This is a genomic window from Mesorhizobium sp. BHscii, assembly GCF_053848065.1.
Genome location: NZ_JBSPKW010000021.1, coordinates 67018 through 83335 on the forward strand (window position 1 = coordinate 67018; position 16318 = coordinate 83335).

The 16318-nt window shown below is 61.9% G+C and carries 13 protein-coding genes; 10 read left to right on the forward strand and 3 right to left on the reverse strand.

Annotation, left to right across the window (positions count from 1 at the left end; genetic code table 11):
- The first annotated feature begins 74 nt into the window (after positions 1 to 74).
- The gene (gene gndA, locus ACWTU7_RS24715) at positions 75 to 1502 is read left to right on the forward strand and encodes an NADP-dependent phosphogluconate dehydrogenase (RefSeq protein ID WP_455840675.1); all 1428 of its coding nucleotides are present in this window, start codon (positions 75 to 77) and stop codon (positions 1500 to 1502) included.
- Here the strand turns inward: gndA and ACWTU7_RS24720 are convergent.
- Positions 1499 to 2545 (reverse strand): LacI family transcriptional regulator, encoded by a 1047-nt coding sequence (locus ACWTU7_RS24720; RefSeq protein ID WP_455840674.1) that lies wholly within the window; start codon positions 2543 to 2545, stop codon positions 1499 to 1501. The two genes, gndA and ACWTU7_RS24720, sit on opposite strands and share 4 nt — an antisense overlap.
- A gap of 405 nt (positions 2546 to 2950) precedes the next feature.
- Between ACWTU7_RS24720 and ACWTU7_RS24725 the strand changes: the two genes are divergently transcribed.
- From ACWTU7_RS24725 to ACWTU7_RS24760, 8 genes are all read left to right on the forward strand, one after another.
- Positions 2951 to 4189, forward strand: a complete 1239-nt coding sequence (locus ACWTU7_RS24725) for an ABC transporter substrate-binding protein (RefSeq protein ID WP_455840673.1) — start codon at positions 2951 to 2953, stop codon at positions 4187 to 4189.
- A gap of 95 nt (positions 4190 to 4284) precedes the next feature.
- The gene (locus ACWTU7_RS24730; RefSeq protein ID WP_455840672.1) at positions 4285 to 5178 is read left to right on the forward strand and encodes a carbohydrate ABC transporter permease; all 894 of its coding nucleotides are present in this window, start codon (positions 4285 to 4287) and stop codon (positions 5176 to 5178) included.
- Positions 5171 to 6106 (forward strand): carbohydrate ABC transporter permease, encoded by a 936-nt coding sequence (locus tag ACWTU7_RS24735; RefSeq protein WP_029348229.1) that lies wholly within the window; start codon positions 5171 to 5173, stop codon positions 6104 to 6106. The genes ACWTU7_RS24730 and ACWTU7_RS24735 overlap by 8 nt, the downstream gene beginning before the upstream one ends.
- A gap of 2 nt (positions 6107 to 6108) precedes the next feature.
- Complete coding sequence (locus ACWTU7_RS24740) at positions 6109 to 7206, forward strand: ABC transporter ATP-binding protein (RefSeq protein ID WP_127318032.1); 1098 nt, start codon at positions 6109 to 6111, stop codon at positions 7204 to 7206.
- 53 nt (positions 7207 to 7259) lie between these two features.
- A complete protein-coding gene (locus ACWTU7_RS24745) occupies positions 7260 to 8006 on the forward strand; it encodes a sugar phosphate isomerase/epimerase family protein (RefSeq protein WP_455840671.1) in 747 nt (248 codons plus the stop codon).
- A 12-nt stretch (positions 8007 to 8018) separates the two neighbouring features.
- Positions 8019 to 9182 carry a Gfo/Idh/MocA family protein gene (locus ACWTU7_RS24750; protein ID WP_455840670.1) on the forward strand — a complete coding sequence of 388 codons (1164 nt, stop codon included), beginning with the start codon at positions 8019 to 8021 and terminating at the stop codon, positions 9180 to 9182.
- A 151-nt stretch (positions 9183 to 9333) separates the two neighbouring features.
- Positions 9334 to 10380 carry an L-glyceraldehyde 3-phosphate reductase gene (mgrA, locus tag ACWTU7_RS24755; protein ID WP_455840669.1) on the forward strand — a complete coding sequence of 349 codons (1047 nt, stop codon included), beginning with the start codon at positions 9334 to 9336 and terminating at the stop codon, positions 10378 to 10380.
- Positions 10381 to 10644: 264 nt separating this feature from the next.
- Positions 10645 to 11049, forward strand: coding sequence for a Fur family transcriptional regulator (locus tag ACWTU7_RS24760; RefSeq protein ID WP_023675234.1), 405 nt, complete (start codon positions 10645 to 10647; stop codon positions 11047 to 11049).
- Between the two features lie 9 nt (positions 11050 to 11058).
- Here ACWTU7_RS24760 and ACWTU7_RS24765 read toward each other — a convergent pair whose 3' ends face one another.
- Positions 11059 to 11547 (reverse strand): macro domain-containing protein, encoded by a 489-nt coding sequence (locus ACWTU7_RS24765; protein WP_455840668.1) that lies wholly within the window; start codon positions 11545 to 11547, stop codon positions 11059 to 11061.
- A 7-nt stretch (positions 11548 to 11554) separates the two neighbouring features.
- A complete protein-coding gene (polA, locus tag ACWTU7_RS24770; protein WP_455840667.1) occupies positions 11555 to 14521 on the reverse strand; it encodes a DNA polymerase I in 2967 nt (988 codons plus the stop codon).
- Between the two features lie 402 nt (positions 14522 to 14923).
- Here polA and ACWTU7_RS24775 point away from each other — a divergent pair, with 402 nt between their 5' ends.
- Complete coding sequence (locus ACWTU7_RS24775) at positions 14924 to 16309, forward strand: M20/M25/M40 family metallo-hydrolase (protein WP_455840666.1); 1386 nt, start codon at positions 14924 to 14926, stop codon at positions 16307 to 16309.
- The last annotated feature ends 9 nt before the right edge of the window (positions 16310 to 16318 follow it).

Below are 16318 nucleotides of genomic sequence, written 5' to 3' on the forward strand. Positions count from 1 at the left end.
CGACAAGAATGGCATCCCGAAAAGAATGGGCGTCGCAACAAATCAACAAAAGATCCGAAAGCAGGGAAGAAACGATGGAAAAAGCCGAAATCGGCCTGATCGGCCTTGGCACGATGGGCTCCAACCTGGCGCTCAACATCGCCGAGAAGGGGCACCGCATAGCCGTCTTCAACCGCACCGCGGCGCGCACCGACGCCTTTGTCGCGAATGCCGGGGCGCTCAGGGATATGGTGGTGCCCTGCTATAGCCTGGAGGAACTCGCCGCTGCCATCCGGCCGCCCCGTCCGATCATCATCATGGTGCTGGCCGGCAAGCCGGTCGACGAGCAGATCGCGGCACTGCGCGGCGTGTTGTCGGCCAACGACATCGTTATCGATGCTGGCAACGCCAATTTCCGCGACACGATGCGGCGCTTCTCCGAGCTTTCCGATTCGGATCTCACCTTCATCGGCATGGGGGTGTCCGGCGGCGAGGAGGGCGCGCGCCATGGACCGTCGATCATGGTCGGCGGCACGGAAGAGTCCTGGAAACGCGTCGAAAGGGTGCTGACCGCCATCTCGGCCAAATTCAGGGATGAGCCCTGCGCGGCGTGGCTTGGCACCGATGGCGCCGGGCATTTCGTCAAGACCATCCACAACGGCATCGAATATGCCGACATGCAGATGATCGCCGAGATCTACGGCATCTTGCGCGACGGGCTCGGCATGGCGCCGAAGGAGATCGCACAAGTGTTTGCCGGCTGGAACAAGGGCCGGCTCAACTCCTATCTGATAGAGATCACCGCCAAGGTGTTGGCCGCCGACGATCCGAAGACCGGCAAGCCGATGGTCGACGTCATCCTCGACCGCGCCGGCCAGAAGGGCACCGGCAAATGGTCGGTCATCGAGGCGCAGCAGCTCGGCATTCCGGCCACCGCGATCGAGGCCGCGGTGGCGGCGCGCGTGCTGTCGTCGATCAAGGACGAGCGCCTGGCCGCCGAAAAGGCCTATGGCAATGGCGGCGTGACCAAGATTTCCGGAGACAAGGACGCGCTTCTGGGCGATCTCGAACTGGCGCTGTTCGCCGGCAAGATATCAGCCTATGCGCAAGGCTTCGCGGTGATGAGCGGCGCCTCGAAGGAATTCAACTGGAACCTGCCGATGCCGACCATCGCCAAGATCTGGCGGGCCGGCTGCATCATCCGCTCGCAATTGCTGGATACGATAGCGGAAGCCTTCGGCAAGAGTGGGGCGGCGACCAATCTGCTGATGGCACCGGCTTTCATCGCAATGATGCAGGAGGCGCATCCATCGCTCCGGCGCATCGTGGCAAGAGCGTCGGAGGCTGGCTCGCCGGTGCCGGCGCTGTCGTCCGCGCTCGCCTATTTCGATAGCTACCGCCAGGGCCGCGGCACCTCGAACCTGATCCAGGCGCAGCGCGATTTCTTCGGCGCGCACGGCTTCGAGCGTATCGACGGGCAGGGCGCGTTCCATGGCCCGTGGGGGAGTGGGGCGGCAGGCTAGTCGCGGCGATAGGCCAGAACCTCGGTCGGCATGCTCAGGCTCTGCAAGGAGCCAGGTGCTGCGCCGCCGATCCAGCCCAACACTGAGCGGGCGAGCTCGGCGCCGGCCAATCGGAAGTTCTCGTTGACCACCAGCAATTCCCTACGGAACAGGTGGAGCAGGTCGGACGACTGCTTGGACACCACGTCGACGTCCCGGCCGAGCTTGAGGCCGGCGTCCTCGATGCCGGCGACGATGGCGAGTGTAGCGGCGGCGGCACTACTGACGAAACCGTCGGGCCTGGCGTCGCGGCGCATCAGCTGTGCGGTCCTCATTCTGATCTGCTCGATTGAATGGTCGATCGAAACGGTGTTGAACGGGATTTCGCTGGCACCGACCTCGCTCAGCGCATCGGTGAAGCCGTTGAGCGTATGACTGTGGTAGGTCAGCTCGACTGGAGGCGCCAGCAGAGCCAGCCTGCTGCGGCCGATGCCGGCCAGATGGCGTACAGCCTCGGCCGCGAAAGCGTAGTTGTCGAAATCATGGTAGGGGTGGATCAGCCCCATATCGGTGCGGCCATGCGTGGCAAAAGGGATACCACGCTCCAGCATGTAACGGGCCCTGGGGTCATTCGGCTGAGTGCGCGAAATGATGACGCCGTCGGCGGAGCCGGTTTCCACCAGATAACGTATCGGGTCCAGAGGATCCTGCGAGCGTGAATAAGGCGTGACGATCAGGTGATAAGGTGTGTCGGCGATGACTTCCGAGACGCCGTAGATGATATCAGAGACAAAGCTCATGATCTCGCGCTCGGTGTTGAGCACGAGACTGATGACGTTGGTCTTGCCGGTCCGCAGGCGCACACCGGCACGATTGGGGCGATAGCCGATCTGTTTGGCGACGAGCTGGACGCGCCGCCTAGTCTCGGCGCCGATCTCGGGCGCGTCCTTCAGCGCCCGCGATACGGTGGTGACGCCCAGCCCGGTCATGAAGGCAAGCGTCTTCAGCGTCGGCCGGCCTTGTCCCGACGCGTCATCGTCCTTTTCCGTCTGATGTCTGTCCATTCATCCCGCCCGTCAGGCGCATAGCAGTTGCCGTGCAGGCCGGCAATCGGCGGATTGCGGCTCTCCCACGACTCCGCCTGATGAACACTATATATACTGAAACGTTACAGGTTGTCACTTGCCATCACGCGGCTGTTGGTGGGCAGGTTCTTTGCACGGAGCGACGCTCTGTTCGACGTAAGCCACTGGACGTCGGCTATGGCGTGCTCGCGCAACAGGATTGGCCGAATTTCATGCGTGCGACACCATTATTGCAGCGCAACCTACCTGTTGCAGTGCAGCAGCTCGTAGAATTTGTTCGCGCCTCAAAAAAATATTGGGACCGGTTCCTATTCAGGGGTTGCGCGCCCTACACAATTGCCGTATCGAAAATCTGTAACGTTTCAGATTCTGGGAGGAGCCGAAATGCGATACCAATTCATGACCGCTGCGTTGGCAGTGACAACCGCGCTGCCTTTCGCCGGCCCGGCGGCAGCAACGGATCTGGAAGTCACCCATTGGTGGACTTCGGGCGGCGAGGCGGCGGCGGTCGCCGAATTCGCCAAGGCGTTCGACGCAACAGGTAATCATTGGGTCGACGGCGCTATCGCCGGCTCCGGCGGCACGGCGCGGCCGATCATGATCAGCCGCATCACTGGCGGCGACCCCATGGGCGCCACCCAGTTCAACCACGGCCGGCAAGCGGAAGAACTGGTGCAGGCCGGTCTGATGCGCGACTTGACCGATCTCGCCGCCAGGGACAAGTGGGCGGAAATCGTACAGCCGAAGAGCCTGCTCGACGGCTGTACCCTAGACGGCAAGATCTATTGCGTGCCGGTCAACATTCACTCCTGGCAGTGGCTGTGGCTGTCGAACGCGGCCTTCGAAAAGGCCGGTGTGCCGGTGCCGAAGAATTGGAACGAATATGTTGCAGCAGCCCCTGCGCTGGAGAGGGCAGGCATCATACCGCTCGCGGTCGGCGGGCAGCCCTGGCAATCCTCGGGCGCCTTCGACGTGCTGCTTACGGCGGTCGGCGGTACCGACGCTTTCTTGAAGGTCTATCGCGACAAGGATGCCGAGTTCGCCGCCGGGCCTGAGGTCGCGAAGGTGTTCAAGGCCGCGGACAATGCCCGCAAGATGGCGAAGAGCACCAATGTGCAGGACTGGAATCAGGCCACCAATCTCGTCATCTCCGGCAAGGCCGGCGGCCAGATCATGGGCGACTGGGCGCAAGGCGAGTTCCAGGTTGCCGGGCAGACCGCCGGCAAGGACTATACGTGCCTTCCCGGCCTTGGCCTGAACGAGGTCATCGCCACCGGCGGCGACGCCTTTTATTTCCCGCTGCTGCAGGACGCTGAAAAGTCCAAGGCGCAGGAAGCGCTGGCCGAAACGCTGCTCGATCCCAAGACGCAGGTCGCCTTCAACCTCAAGAAGGGCTCGCTGCCGGTGCGCGGCGATATCGACCTCAAGGCGGCGAACGACTGCATGAAGAAAGGGCTCGACATCCTGGCCAAGGGCAGCGTCATGCCCTGGACGGACCAGCTGCTGTCGCAGGACACCCAAAAGCAGAAGGAGGACCTGTTCTCCGAGTTCTTCGCCAAGCCTGATATGACCGTGGAAGAGGCACAAAAGCGCTTCGCCGACATCGTCGCCTCAGCGGACTGACGATCGACGAACCGCTCGCTCCCGGCCCGCGACCGCGGGGCCGGGAGCTCCGGGTCAAGTCTTGACCCGCCCGCCCTTCCCCGACGGCTGTGCAGATGAGCAAGAGCGAACGCCCCAACCAACTCTTCCGCAACCTTAACGCCAAGGTCGCCTCTATTCCGATGGTCCTCACCGCACTGGTGATCTTCGTCGGCGGCAGCGCGTGGACGGTGCTCTATTCCTTCACCAATTCGAAGCTCCTGCCGCGGCTGAACTTCGTCGGGCTCGACCAGTATTATCGGCTGTGGTCGACGCCGCGTTGGCTGCTCTCCATTGAGAACCTCCTGGTCTACGGCGTGCTGTCGCTGGTGTTCTCTCTGGTCATCGGCTTCATACTCGCGGCGCTGCTCGACCAAAAAATCCGCTTCGAGGACACGTTCCGCACCATCTTCCTCTACCCCTTCGCGCTCTCCTTCATCGTCACCGGTCTTGTCTGGCAGTGGCTGCTCAACCCGGAGTTCGGAATCCAGGGGGTGGTGCGCGGCCTCGGCTGGGAAAGCTTCAGTTTCGATCCGCTCTACAATTCCAACATCGTCATCTACGGCATATTGATCGCCGCGCTCTGGCAAGGCACCGGGCTGATCATGTGCCTGATGCTGGCGGGCCTGCGCGGCATCGACGAGGATATCTGGAAGGCCGCGCGGGTGGACGGGATACCCACCCTAAAGACCTATCTCTTCATCATCATCCCGATGATGCGACCGGTCTTCATCACCTCGCTGGTCATCATCGCTGCCGGTATCGTCAAGGTCTATGACCTGGTTGTCGCCCAGACCAGCGGCGGTCCCGGCATCGCCTCCGAAGTGCCGGCCAAATATGTCTACGATTACATGTTCTTCGCCCAGAACCTCGGCCAGGGCTTCGCCGCCTCGACCATGATGCTGCTGTCGGTGGTGGTCGTCATCGTTCCCTGGGCCTATCTCGAATTCGGAGGCAAGAAGCGTGGCTGACCATGCCGTTTCCCTGCCTGCCGGTACGGGTTCGATCGGGCTTGAGGCATCCGGGCCGCGAGGGCCGAAGCCGCGGCATGTGTTCTCGCGCCGCAACATCTTCCTCTATGGCACGCTCATCGTGATGGCGCTGTATTATTTGCTGCCGCTCTATGTGATGGTGGTGACGTCGCTCAAGGGCATGCCGGAGATACGCCTCGGCAACATCTTCTCACCGCCGCTCGAGATCACCTTTGAGCCTTGGGTGAAGGCCTGGTCCAGCGCCTGCACCGGCCTCAACTGCGACGGACTCTCGCGCGGCTTCTGGAATTCGGTGCGCATCACCGTTCCGTCGGTCATCCTGTCGATCGCGATCGCTTCCGTGAACGGCTACGCGCTTGCCAACTGGCGCTTCAAGGGCGCCGACACTTTCTTCGTCATCCTGATCGTCGGCGCCTTCATCCCCTACCAGGTGATGATCTATCCGATCGTCATCATCCTGCGCGAAATCGGCCTCTATGGCAGCCTGAGCGGTCTGGTGATCGTCCATTCCATCTTCGGCATGCCGATCCTGACCCTGTTGTTCCGCAACTATTTTTCTTCCATGCCGGATGAACTGTTCCGGGCGGCGCGCGTCGACGGCGCGGGCTTCTGGGGCATCTATTTCCGTATCATGCTGCCGATGTCGCTGCCGATCTTCGTCGTCGCCATCATCCTGCAGGTGACCGGCATCTGGAACGACTTCCTGTTCGGTGTCGTCTACACTCGCCCCGACACATATCCGATGACGGTGCAGCTCAACAATATCGTCAACTCGGTGCAGGGCGTGAAGGAATACAACGTCAATATGGCCGCCACCATCCTGACCGGCCTCGTACCGCTCGTCGTCTACTTCGTTTCCGGCAAGCTCTTCGTGCGTGGCATCGCTGCCGGCGCGGTGAAAGGATGATGATGACAAGAATGGAAAATCCCAGTGTCTCGATCCAGGACCTGTCGCTGAATTTCGGCGCAGTGTCGGTGCTGGAGACGCTCAACATCGATGTCGCCGAGGGCGAGTTCATCGTGCTTCTCGGCCCGTCCGGCTGCGGCAAGTCGACCTTGCTCAACTGCATCGCCGGTCTGCTCGACGTTTCGGACGGCCGCATCTTCATCAAGGGCAAGAACGTCACCTGGGAGGAGCCCAAGGACCGTGGCATCGGCATGGTGTTCCAGTCCTATGCGCTCTACCCGCAGATGACTGTCGAGAAGAACCTGTCCTTCGGGCTGCGCGTTGCCGGCATCCCCAGGGACGAGATCGCCAAGCGCATCGCGCGGGCCGCAGAAATCCTGCAGATCGAGCCACTGCTGCAACGCAAGCCGTCGGCGCTTTCGGGCGGCCAGCGCCAGCGTGTGGCCATCGGGCGGGCGCTGGTGCGCGACGTCGACGTCTTCCTTTTCGATGAGCCGCTTTCCAATCTCGACGCCAAGCTGCGCGCGGAACTGCGTGTTGAAATCAAGCTGCTGCACAGCAAGCTGCAGAACACCATGATCTATGTCACCCACGATCAGATCGAGGCAATGACGCTGGCCGACCGTATCGCGGTGATGAAGGGCGGCGTGATCCAGCAGCTCGACGCACCGCAGACGATCTACAATCGCCCGGTCAACCGGTTCGTCGCCGGCTTCCTCGGTTCGCCGGCGATGAATTTCCTCGACGGCAGGCTGGAGAAGGACGATGGCAACTGGCACTTCGTCGCCGAGGATGTGCGGATCCCGCTTGCCACCTACGCTTTCGAAAAGGAGCCCGTGCCGGGGGCGGCCGTCTTCGGTATCCGGCCCGAGCATGTCGCGTTCAACAGCGGCGCTGGATGGCCTTTCACAGCCACGGCAAATGTCGTGGTCGTCGAACCCATGGGTTCCGACACGCTGGTCTGGCTGAAGCTCGGAAATCAGAATTTCACCGTGCGGGTGACATCTGAGCGCACGCCAAACAATGCCGACACGGTGAGCATCGGTTTTGACCCGATGCGCGCTTCGCTGTTCGACGCCGCCACGGGCAACCGCCTCTAATTCCCAAGAACTTCACCTCAAGCACATCCATCCCCAGAGAACGGACAGAGACGATGAACTGGTCATTCCAACTTTACAGCGCGCGAAATTTCCAACCTTGGAAAGGGGTGCTCAAGATGCTGGGCGAGCTCGGCTACGCGCAAGTCGAGGGGTTCGGCGGCGTCTATGACGACCCCAAGGCGTTTCGGGCCGAACTCGACAAGAACGGGCTCGCCATGCCGACCGGCCATTTCTCGATCGATGCGCTCGAGAAGGATTTCAATGGCGTGCGCAAAATCGCCGACGCGCTCGGCATCACGCTGCTCATCTGCCCCTATCTGGTCGCCGAGAGCAGACCAACCGACACGGCCGGCTGGCGCGGCTTCGGCGCACGCCTCGCCAAGGTCGGCGAGGCGGCTGGCAAAGCCGGCTACGGCTTTGCGTGGCACAACCATGATTTTGAGTTCAAGAAGCTTGCCGACGGCTCGATGCCGCAGGAGCACATCCTCGCGGCGGCACCCGACATCGGCTGGGAGATGGACGTGGCCTGGGTGGTGCGCGGCGGCGGCGATCCGCTGCCCTGGATCGAGAAGTATGGCAAACGTATCGTCGCCGTCCATGTCAAGGACATTGCTAAGCCTGGCGAGGGCGTTGACGAGGACGGCTGGTCCGATGTCGGCCACGGCACGATCGACTGGGCCGGCCTGATCAAGGCGCTGCGCGCCAAGAGTGCCGCCAAATACTACGTCATGGAACAGGATAATCCCAACGACATCGAGCGTTTCGCTCGCCGCTCGATCGCAGCCGCCAGGACCTATTAGGAGCAAATCAGCATGGCAAGAAAACTTGGGATCGGCGTTGTAGGCTGCGGCAACATTTCGAAAGCATATTTTTCGCTGGCGCCGCTGTTTCGCGGCATCGAGATGCGCGCCTGCGCGGATATCAACATGGATGCGGCCAAGGCGCGGGCGAAGGAGTTCAAGCTGCGCGCCGAGACGGTCGAAGGGCTGCTCAAGGCCGGCGACATCGACATCATCGTCAATCTCACCATTCCGGCGGTGCACTACGAGGTATCGAAACAGATCCTTGATGCCGGCAAGCACGTCTATTCGGAAAAGCCGTTCGTGCTGTCGGTCATGGAAGGGCTCGATCTGAAGAAGCTGGCCGAGAGAGACGGACTGCGCATCGGCTCGGCGCCGGACACTTTCCTCGGTGGCGCGCACCAGCTTGTCCGCAACCTGATCGACACCGGCAAGCTCGGCAAGATCACCAGCGGCACATGCCATGTGATGAGCCATGGGATGGAGCATTGGCACCCCAATCCGGACTTCTTCTTCCAGCCTGGCGCCGGTCCGGTGCTCGATATCGGACCCTATTACATCACCAATCTGATCCAGCTGATCGGACCGGTGAAGCAGGTGGCAGCCTTTGCTTCGATCCCGAAGACAGAACGCACGATCTCGTCCAAGCCTCGCGCGGGCGAAAAAATCCTGGTCGCCACGCCGACGACGATTCACGGCCTGATGGAGTTCGAGAATGGCGCCGTGGTGACGCTCAATACCAGCTGGGACGTGTGGAGCCATGGCCACGCGCCGATGGAACTCTACGGCGAGTTGGGCACGGTGTTTTTGCCGGATCCGAACTTCTTCGGCGGCGACGTTCGTTTTACCGACGCCGCCAAGCCGGTCAAGAAGCTGCCGAAATGGAAGCATCCGTTCGGCGTGGCCAACCAGATGCATTCGCACGGCATGATGGCCAACTATCGCACCGCCGGTCTCGCCGACATGGCGCTGGCGATTGCGGAAGGCCGGCCGCACCGGTGCTCGATGGAGCTGGCGCTGCATGCCGTGGATGTGATGACCGGCATGTTGCGGTCGGGCGCGAGCGGAAAGTTCGTTGCCATGCAGACCACCTGCGAACGCCCTGCGGCACTGGGCGTCAAGGATGCGGAAGCGCTCTTGGCGAAGAAGAAAGGGCTCCTGGCGAAGAAGAAATAGGGCAAGCGCTTCAGTGATTGCGACACTTGTTGTTTACCGTCGACCCCTCTCCCCATAGAAACGGCGAGACGCTAAGGGTGAGGGGCAGAGCCGACTCACCCTTTTTTGCGGTGGCAACTGCCGGGCTCGCTTTGATCTAAAGGATTTCCCAATGCCCTATGTGCCCGCCGAAAACCGCTACGAGAAAATGATCTACAATCGCTGCGGGCGATCCGGCCTGAAATTGCCGGCGATCTCGCTCGGCCTCTGGCACAATTTCGGTGACGACACGCCGCACCGGACCAAGCAGGCGATCGCGCGCAAGGCCTTCGATCTCGGCATCACGCATTTCGACCTCGCCAACAATTACGGCCCGCCGCCCGGTTCGGCTGAGACAGCTTTCGGCGAAATCCTGCGGACGGATTTCTCCTCCTATCGCGACGAGCTGATCATCTCGACCAAGGCCGGCTACGAAATGTGGGCCGGACCTTATGGTGAATGGGGCGGGCGCAAATATGTGCTGGCCAGCCTCGACCAGAGCCTGAAGCGGATGGGGCTCGACTATGTCGACATCTTCTATTCGCACCGTTTCGATCCCGATACTCCGCTGGAAGAAACGATGGGTGCGCTCGATCATGCGGTGCGCTCGGGTAAGGCGCTTTATGCCGGCATCTCTTCCTACAATTCGCAGCGCACGCGCGAGGCCGCCGACATTTTGAAGCAGCTCGGTACGCCTTGCGTCATCCATCAGCCGAGCTATTCGATGCTCAACCGATGGGTCGAGGACGATGGTCTGCTCGATACGCTGGAGGGGCTCGGCGTCGGTTCGATCGTGTTCACGCCGCTGGCGCAAGGCATGCTGACCGACAAATATCTCGGCGGCATCCCTGAGGGCAGCCGCGCCAGCCAAGGCAAGTCGCTGAGGCCGACCTTCATCAACGACAAGACCATCGCCAACATCAAGGCGCTGAACGCGATTGCCGGCCGCCGCGGCCAGACGCTGGCGCAGATGGCGCTGGCCTGGGTGCTGCGCAAGGGCAGGGTGACCTCGGCGCTGATCGGCGCCAGCCGGCCGGAACAGGTCGAGGATTGCGTCGGCGCGCTGAAGGCGCTCGACTTCAGCGATGCCGAGCTCGCCGAGATCGACACCTACGCGCGCGAAGCCGACATCAATCTGTGGGCCGCCTCCGCCGAGCGCAAGGGTCCGCCGCGGAAGTGATCCGCCACGGAAGTGATCCGCCACGGAAGTGATTGGCAACGCATAACCGAACGGTACGGCGGGAACTGCTCCCGCCGTTTTTATTTACTCGGCCCGCCAATGTCTGCTTCGAAATTTGAGCCTGCCCGGAGTTGGCTGGCTTCTGGGCCATGCCGGTACAGAAACAGTAGCAAAAAGGCCCGTTCGTCGCTATCTGGATAGAACTGAAGCCGCTTGCATGCGGAAATGTCGTGCACCGGCGCAAAACGGGTTGGAAACAGGATCATGGCGGCAAGGGATGTGCTGACGAAAAACCAGCTGTGCGTGCTCGAGAAACTCGAGGCCGCCAGCGGGCCGCTCAGCGCCTATACATTGCTCGACCAGCTTCGCGAGCGGGGTTTTCGCGCACCGCTGCAGGTCTATCGCGCGCTCGACACGCTGGTTAAGTCCGGTTTCGTGCACAGGCTCGAAAGCCTCAATTCCTTTGTCGCCTGCGCCGAGCCGCACGACCACAGCCATTCGATGACCGCCTTTGCTATCTGCGACACATGCGGGCAGGTGACCGAATTTTCCGACCATGATGTCGGACACCGGCTCGATGAGTGGGTGCGCTCGACCGGCTTTGCCGCCAAGAAGGCAGTGATCGAATTCCGCGGTACCTGTGCCAAATGCCTGGCCGAGGCGGCCTGAGGCTACGTTCTACTTCAGCGGCAGCGTTGTGGTGTTTTCGAACTCGTTCAAGAAAGTCTCATAGACCACGTACCGCGTGCTCCTATGTGCCAGCTGCTCGACCAGCAGAGGTTTCACCTCGTCCTGCCAGGATAGTTTGCCAAGTCCTGAGCCGATTTTCGGCAAGGCAATGGATTCTACCGAGTTGCTGTCGGCCCATTTAGCAAGCCCGCGAATTGCTTTGCGTAGATAGGGAAGTGTGGCGTGGTACATATCCGGTTGCGTTGCTAAATAGATGAATCCTGGTTGGTCGCCGTCTGGCTCTAACGTCCAAAGCTGACCACCTGTAAACTTGCCGGTCCGAGCGTGTTTTTTGAACGCGGCCTGCACATTTGGCCACTTCCGCGAAATCTTCAGTGCAAGTCCAGTACCAAGGCCCTCTTGATTGCCTTCTGCCACGCCTTGGGCGATGTAGTTTTCCTCTGCTGCAAGCAGGTCTCCAGCGACAAAAACGATCATCGCACCTTCAATGAGCCTCTTCCCAATTGTCGGCGGCGCGGGCATCGACATGCAGCGGCACCGACATCGACACCGCCGGCATCGCAGCGTTCTCCATCACATGGCGCACGACGGGGATCGTCGCCTCGACCTCCGCTTCGGCCGTCTCGAAGACCAGCTCGTCATGCACTTGCAGCAGCATACGGGCGGAAAGCTTCGCCTTTTCCAACGCATCGTCCATGCGTATCATGGCGCGGCGGATGATGTCGGCCGCGGTGCCCTGCAGCCGCGCGTTGATCGAGGCGCGCTCGTTGAAGGCACGGACTGACGGGTTTGACGACCGTATCTCCGGATAGTGGATGCGGCGGCCGAAGATCGTTTCGACGAAGCCGTATTCGCGGGCATAGGCTTTGGTCGCGTCGATATAGTCGCGGATGCCCGGGAAGCGTTCGAAATATTTCTTGATATAGGCGCCGGCCTCTTCGCGCGGGATCGACAGCTGGTTGGCGAGACCAAAGGCGGAAATGCCGTAGATGATGCCGAAATTGATCGCCTTGGCGCGGCGGCGTATCTCCGAGGGCATGCCCTCGACCGGCACGTTGAACATCTCCGACGCGGTGATGGCGTGGATGTCGGCGCCGTCGGCGAAGGCCTGTTTGAGCTGCGGAATCTCGGCGACATGGGCGAGCACGCGCAGCTCGATCTGGCTGTAGTCGGCGGAAACCAGCTTGTTGCCCTTGTCGGCGATGAAGGCCGTCCTGATCTTCCGCCCCTCGATGGTGCGTACCGGAATGTTCTGCAGATTGGGATCGGAGGACGACAGCCGTCCCGTCGTTGTCGCGGCAAGGGCGTAGGAGGTGTGGACGCGCTTCGTATCGGGATGGACGAAACCGGGCAGTGCGTCGGTATAGGTCGATTTCAATTTGGTCAGCTGGCGCCAGTCGACGATCTTGCGCGGCAGCTCGTGGCCTTCGGCGGCGAGGTCTTCCAGGAGCTGCGCCGAGGTCGACCATTGGCCGGTCTTGGTTTTGGAGCCGCCGGGCAGGCCCATCCTGCCGAACAGGATGTCGCCGAGCTGTTTTGGCGAGCCGATATTGATGCGCTCGCCGACGAGCTGATAAATTTCATCCTCCAGCCGCGCGGCGCCCTGTGCCAGTTCGCCGGAGAGCCGCGACAGGATCTGCCGGTCGACGGAGATGCCGCGCTGCTCCATCCTTGCCAGCACCGGCACCAGCGGCCGTTCCAGCCGCTCGTAGACCGAGACGAGGCCCTTGGCGGCAAGCCGTGGCTTCAGCACCCGCCAGAGCCTGAGCGTCACATCGGCGTGCTCCGCGGCATAGGCCGTTGCCTTGTCGATGTCGATCTGGTCGAAGCCGACGAAGCTTCTTCCAGAGCCGGCCAGATCCTTGAGGGCAATGGTCGAGTGGCCGAGCCACTTTTCCGACAGAGCCGCCATGCCGTGGCCGCCTGACGTGCCTGCGTCGAGCACGTAGGAAATCAGCATGGTGTCGTCGAAGGGGGCGACATCGATTCCGTGGCGGCTCATGACGACGAGGTCGTATTTCAGCTCCTGCACGATCTTGAGAACCGACTTGTCCTCCAGCAACGGCTTCAGAATGCCAAGCGCCTCACGGATCGGGATCTGGTTTTCGACCACTCCGCCGCCGAGCAGGTCGCCGTTGCCGCTTTTGTGGGCGAGCGGAACATAGGCGGCGCGACCGGGCGCGGTGGCTATGGACAGGCCGATCAGCTCGGCCTGCATCGGATCGGCTGACGTGGTCTCGGTGTCGAAGGCAACGATGCCGGTCTCCATCGCCTCGGCCACCCATGCCCTCAGCACCGCTGTGTCGCGGATGGAGACGTAAGCGCTGGTGTCGATCTTGCTGCCAGTGGCGTCCTCGAAGCGAAGCGCCGAGAGAAGCGAAGGGGTGTCACCTTCCTTGGGTTCCACCTTGATGGTGGCCGGCACTGCTTCCCCGGCTTCGTCTGTCACTGTCTCTGCCGCTCTTTCGGCGGCTGCCGGCACTCCAAACCCGACATCGGGACCATGCGCGGTGTCGGCGCGCTCGATAATGACGGGAACGGGCTTGACATCAGCCGCTTCCGTTCCGGTCGCTTCCGCCACGCGGCGGGTCAACGAGGAGAATTCCATCGTCTTGAGAAAGCCGATCAGCCTTGGTCCGTCGGGCGGGTGCAACACGAAATCGTCGAGCCCGCCGATCCCCGGCACGTCGTTCTTCAGCGTCACCAGTTCACGCGAAATGCGCGCCTTATCGGCATTGGCAATGATCGATTCGCGCCGTTTGTCCTGCTTGATCTCGGCGGCACGGGCGAGCAGCGTATCGAGATCGCCGAACTGTTCCAGCAATTGGGCCGCTGTCTTCGGCCCGATGCCGGGCACGCCCGGCACATTGTCGACCGAATCACCGGTCAGCGCCTGCAGGTCGATCATCTTTTCCGGCGGCACGCCCCATTTCTCGATCACCTCGGGAACGCCGATTTGGCGGTCCTTCATCGGGTCGTACATGGCGACCGAAGGGCCGACCAGTTGCATCAGATCCTTGTCGGAGGAGATGATGGTGGTGTCGGCGCCGGCTTCGCAGGCAAGCCGGCAATAGGTGGCGATCAGGTCGTCGGCTTCGTAGCCTTCTGTCTCGAGGCAGGGCAGGTTGAAGGCCCTGGTCGCCTGCCGGATCAGGCCGAACTGCGGGATCAAATCTTCCGGCGGTGCCGAGCGGTTGGCCTTGTATTCGGGGTAGAGGTCGTTGCGGAAGGTTTTCGACGAATAGTCGAAGATGACGGCGAAATGCGTCGGCACGATGCCGACATCGGTGTTGCGGGCGTCCTGCGTCAGCTTCCACACCATGTTGCAGAAGCCGAGCACGGCACTGGTCGGCAGCCCGTCGGATTTGCGGGTCAGCGGCGGTAGTGCGTGATAGGCACGGAAGATGTAGCCGGAACCGTCGACAAGGAAGAGATGATCGCCTTTTTTCATGGGACGAAGGGATAGCGCGGCGCAGCGTCGTGGTCCATGCCAAAGGCGGCCTCAACCGCCGGTTCCGGCAACATCCCTGACAGTCGATCCGATCACGGGTATGTTACGAAAGTGTAATCTTCGTGCCCTTGAATCGCCACGTTCGGAGACACAGATAAGCGTCATCGGCATTTTTCGCCGAGGTCCGGAGCAAGGCCCGTCCCCCGCCTATCCCGGACACTTGCGGCAGCCTATCCCCCCTCTCCGGGCTGCCGCATCGTTTCGAGTAAAGGCCGCCGTGGTTCCCCTCCACCACGGCGGCATTTTTTTGCCTTTCGACGCCCGTGGTCCAACGACCGCCGGCTTTTCGTTTCTGCCTTGCGGCTTTAGGGTTGCCGCGCAGAATCGAAAGGCTTGATAAAAATGTCCGGAATTTCTCCCGTCCTAGATCGTCTCGACAAAAACCTCGACGAGAGCCTGGAACGCCTGTTTGGCCTGCTCAGGATCAAGTCGATCTCGACCGATCCGAGCTATGCCGCCGATTGCCGCAAGGCGGCGGAATGGCTGGTGGCGGAGCTCAAGCTGATCGGCTTCGACGCCAGCGTGCGTGACACGCCAGGTCATCCGATGGTGGTGGCGCACCATGACGGGCCGGCGGGCGCACCGCATGTCCTGTTCTATGGCCATTACGACGTGCAGCCGGTCGATCCGATCGAGCTCTGGGAAACCGACCCGTTCGCGCCTTCGGTGAAGGAGATCGAGCCCGGCCACCAGGTGATCACGGGACGTGGTTCGGCCGACGACAAGGGGCAGCTGATGACCTTCGTTGAGGCTTGCCGCGCCTGGAAGCAGGTGCATGGCGGGCTGCCGTGCCGCATCACGATCCTGTTCGAAGGCGAGGAGGAGTCCGGCTCGCCATCGCTGAAGCCGTTCCTCGAGGCAAATGCGGCCGAACTCAAGGCCGACTTTGCGCTTGTCTGCGACACTGGCATGTGGGATCGCGATACGCCGTCCATCTGCGTCGCGCTGCGCGGGCTGGTCGGCGAGGAGATCACGGTGAAGGCCGCCGACCGCGACCTGCATTCCGGTCTCTATGGCGGTGCTGCTGCCAATCCAATCCGCATCCTGGCCAGGATATTGGCCGACATCCACGACGAGGACGGCCATGTCACCATTCCGGGGTTCTATGACGGCGTCGAGGAGACGCCTTCGCAGATCCTGAAGTCATGGGAGGCGCTCGGCGAAACCGCCGAGACATTCCTTGGGCCTGTCGGCCTTTCGATTCCGTCCGGCGAACAGGGGCGCTCGGTGCTCGAACTCACCTGGGCGCGGCCGACGGCCGAGTTCAACGGCATTATCGGCGGCTATACCGGCAAGGGGTTCAAGACGGTGATCGCGGCGGAAGCCTCGGCAAAAGTGTCCTTCCGCCTCGTCCACAAGCAGAATCCCCAGAAGATCCGCGCCGCTTTCCAGGCCTTCGTCAGGGAGCGCATCCCGGCCGACTGCTCAGTCGATTTCCACCCGCATGGCGGCTCGTCGGCGATCCAGCTTTCCTACGACTCGCCGTTTCTCGCCAAGGCTAAGGACGCGCTGTCCGACGAATGGCCGAAACCGGCAGTGACGACGGGAAGCGGCGGCTCGATCCCGGTGGTCGGCGATTTCCAGACCTATCTCGGTATCGAATCGTTGCTGGTCGGTTTCGGGCTCGACGATGACCGCATCCATTCGCCGAACGAGAAGTACGAGATGAGTTCATTCCACAAGGGCCAGCGCTCCTGGGCGCGCATTCTCGATGCGCTGACACGCTGAGGGGGCGAG

What these genes read in the sequence shown, in the direction of transcription:
- gndA (WP_455840675.1), top strand. Translation starts at nt 75, where the DNA reads ATGGAAAAAGCCGAAATCGGCCTGATCGGCCTTGGCACGATGGGCTCC.
- ACWTU7_RS24725 (WP_455840673.1), top strand. Translation starts at nt 2,951, where the DNA reads ATGCGATACCAATTCATGACCGCTGCGTTGGCAGTGACAACCGCGCTG.
- mgrA (WP_455840669.1), top strand. Translation starts at nt 9,334, where the DNA reads ATGCCCTATGTGCCCGCCGAAAACCGCTACGAGAAAATGATCTACAAT.
- ACWTU7_RS24775 (WP_455840666.1), top strand. Translation starts at nt 14,924, where the DNA reads ATGTCCGGAATTTCTCCCGTCCTAGATCGTCTCGACAAAAACCTCGAC.
- ACWTU7_RS24720 (WP_455840674.1), bottom strand. Translation starts at nt 2,545, where the DNA reads ATGGACAGACATCAGACGGAAAAGGACGATGACGCGTCGGGACAAGGC.
- ACWTU7_RS24765 (WP_455840668.1), bottom strand. Translation starts at nt 11,547, where the DNA reads ATGATCGTTTTTGTCGCTGGAGACCTGCTTGCAGCAGAGGAAAACTAC.
- ACWTU7_RS24740 (WP_127318032.1), top strand. Translation starts at nt 6,109, where the DNA reads ATGACAAGAATGGAAAATCCCAGTGTCTCGATCCAGGACCTGTCGCTG.
- ACWTU7_RS24730 (WP_455840672.1), top strand. Translation starts at nt 4,285, where the DNA reads ATGAGCAAGAGCGAACGCCCCAACCAACTCTTCCGCAACCTTAACGCC.
- ACWTU7_RS24760 (WP_023675234.1), top strand. Translation starts at nt 10,645, where the DNA reads ATGGCGGCAAGGGATGTGCTGACGAAAAACCAGCTGTGCGTGCTCGAG.
- ACWTU7_RS24745 (WP_455840671.1), top strand. Translation starts at nt 7,260, where the DNA reads ATGAACTGGTCATTCCAACTTTACAGCGCGCGAAATTTCCAACCTTGG.
- polA (WP_455840667.1), bottom strand. Translation starts at nt 14,521, where the DNA reads ATGAAAAAAGGCGATCATCTCTTCCTTGTCGACGGTTCCGGCTACATC.
- ACWTU7_RS24750 (WP_455840670.1), top strand. Translation starts at nt 8,019, where the DNA reads ATGGCAAGAAAACTTGGGATCGGCGTTGTAGGCTGCGGCAACATTTCG.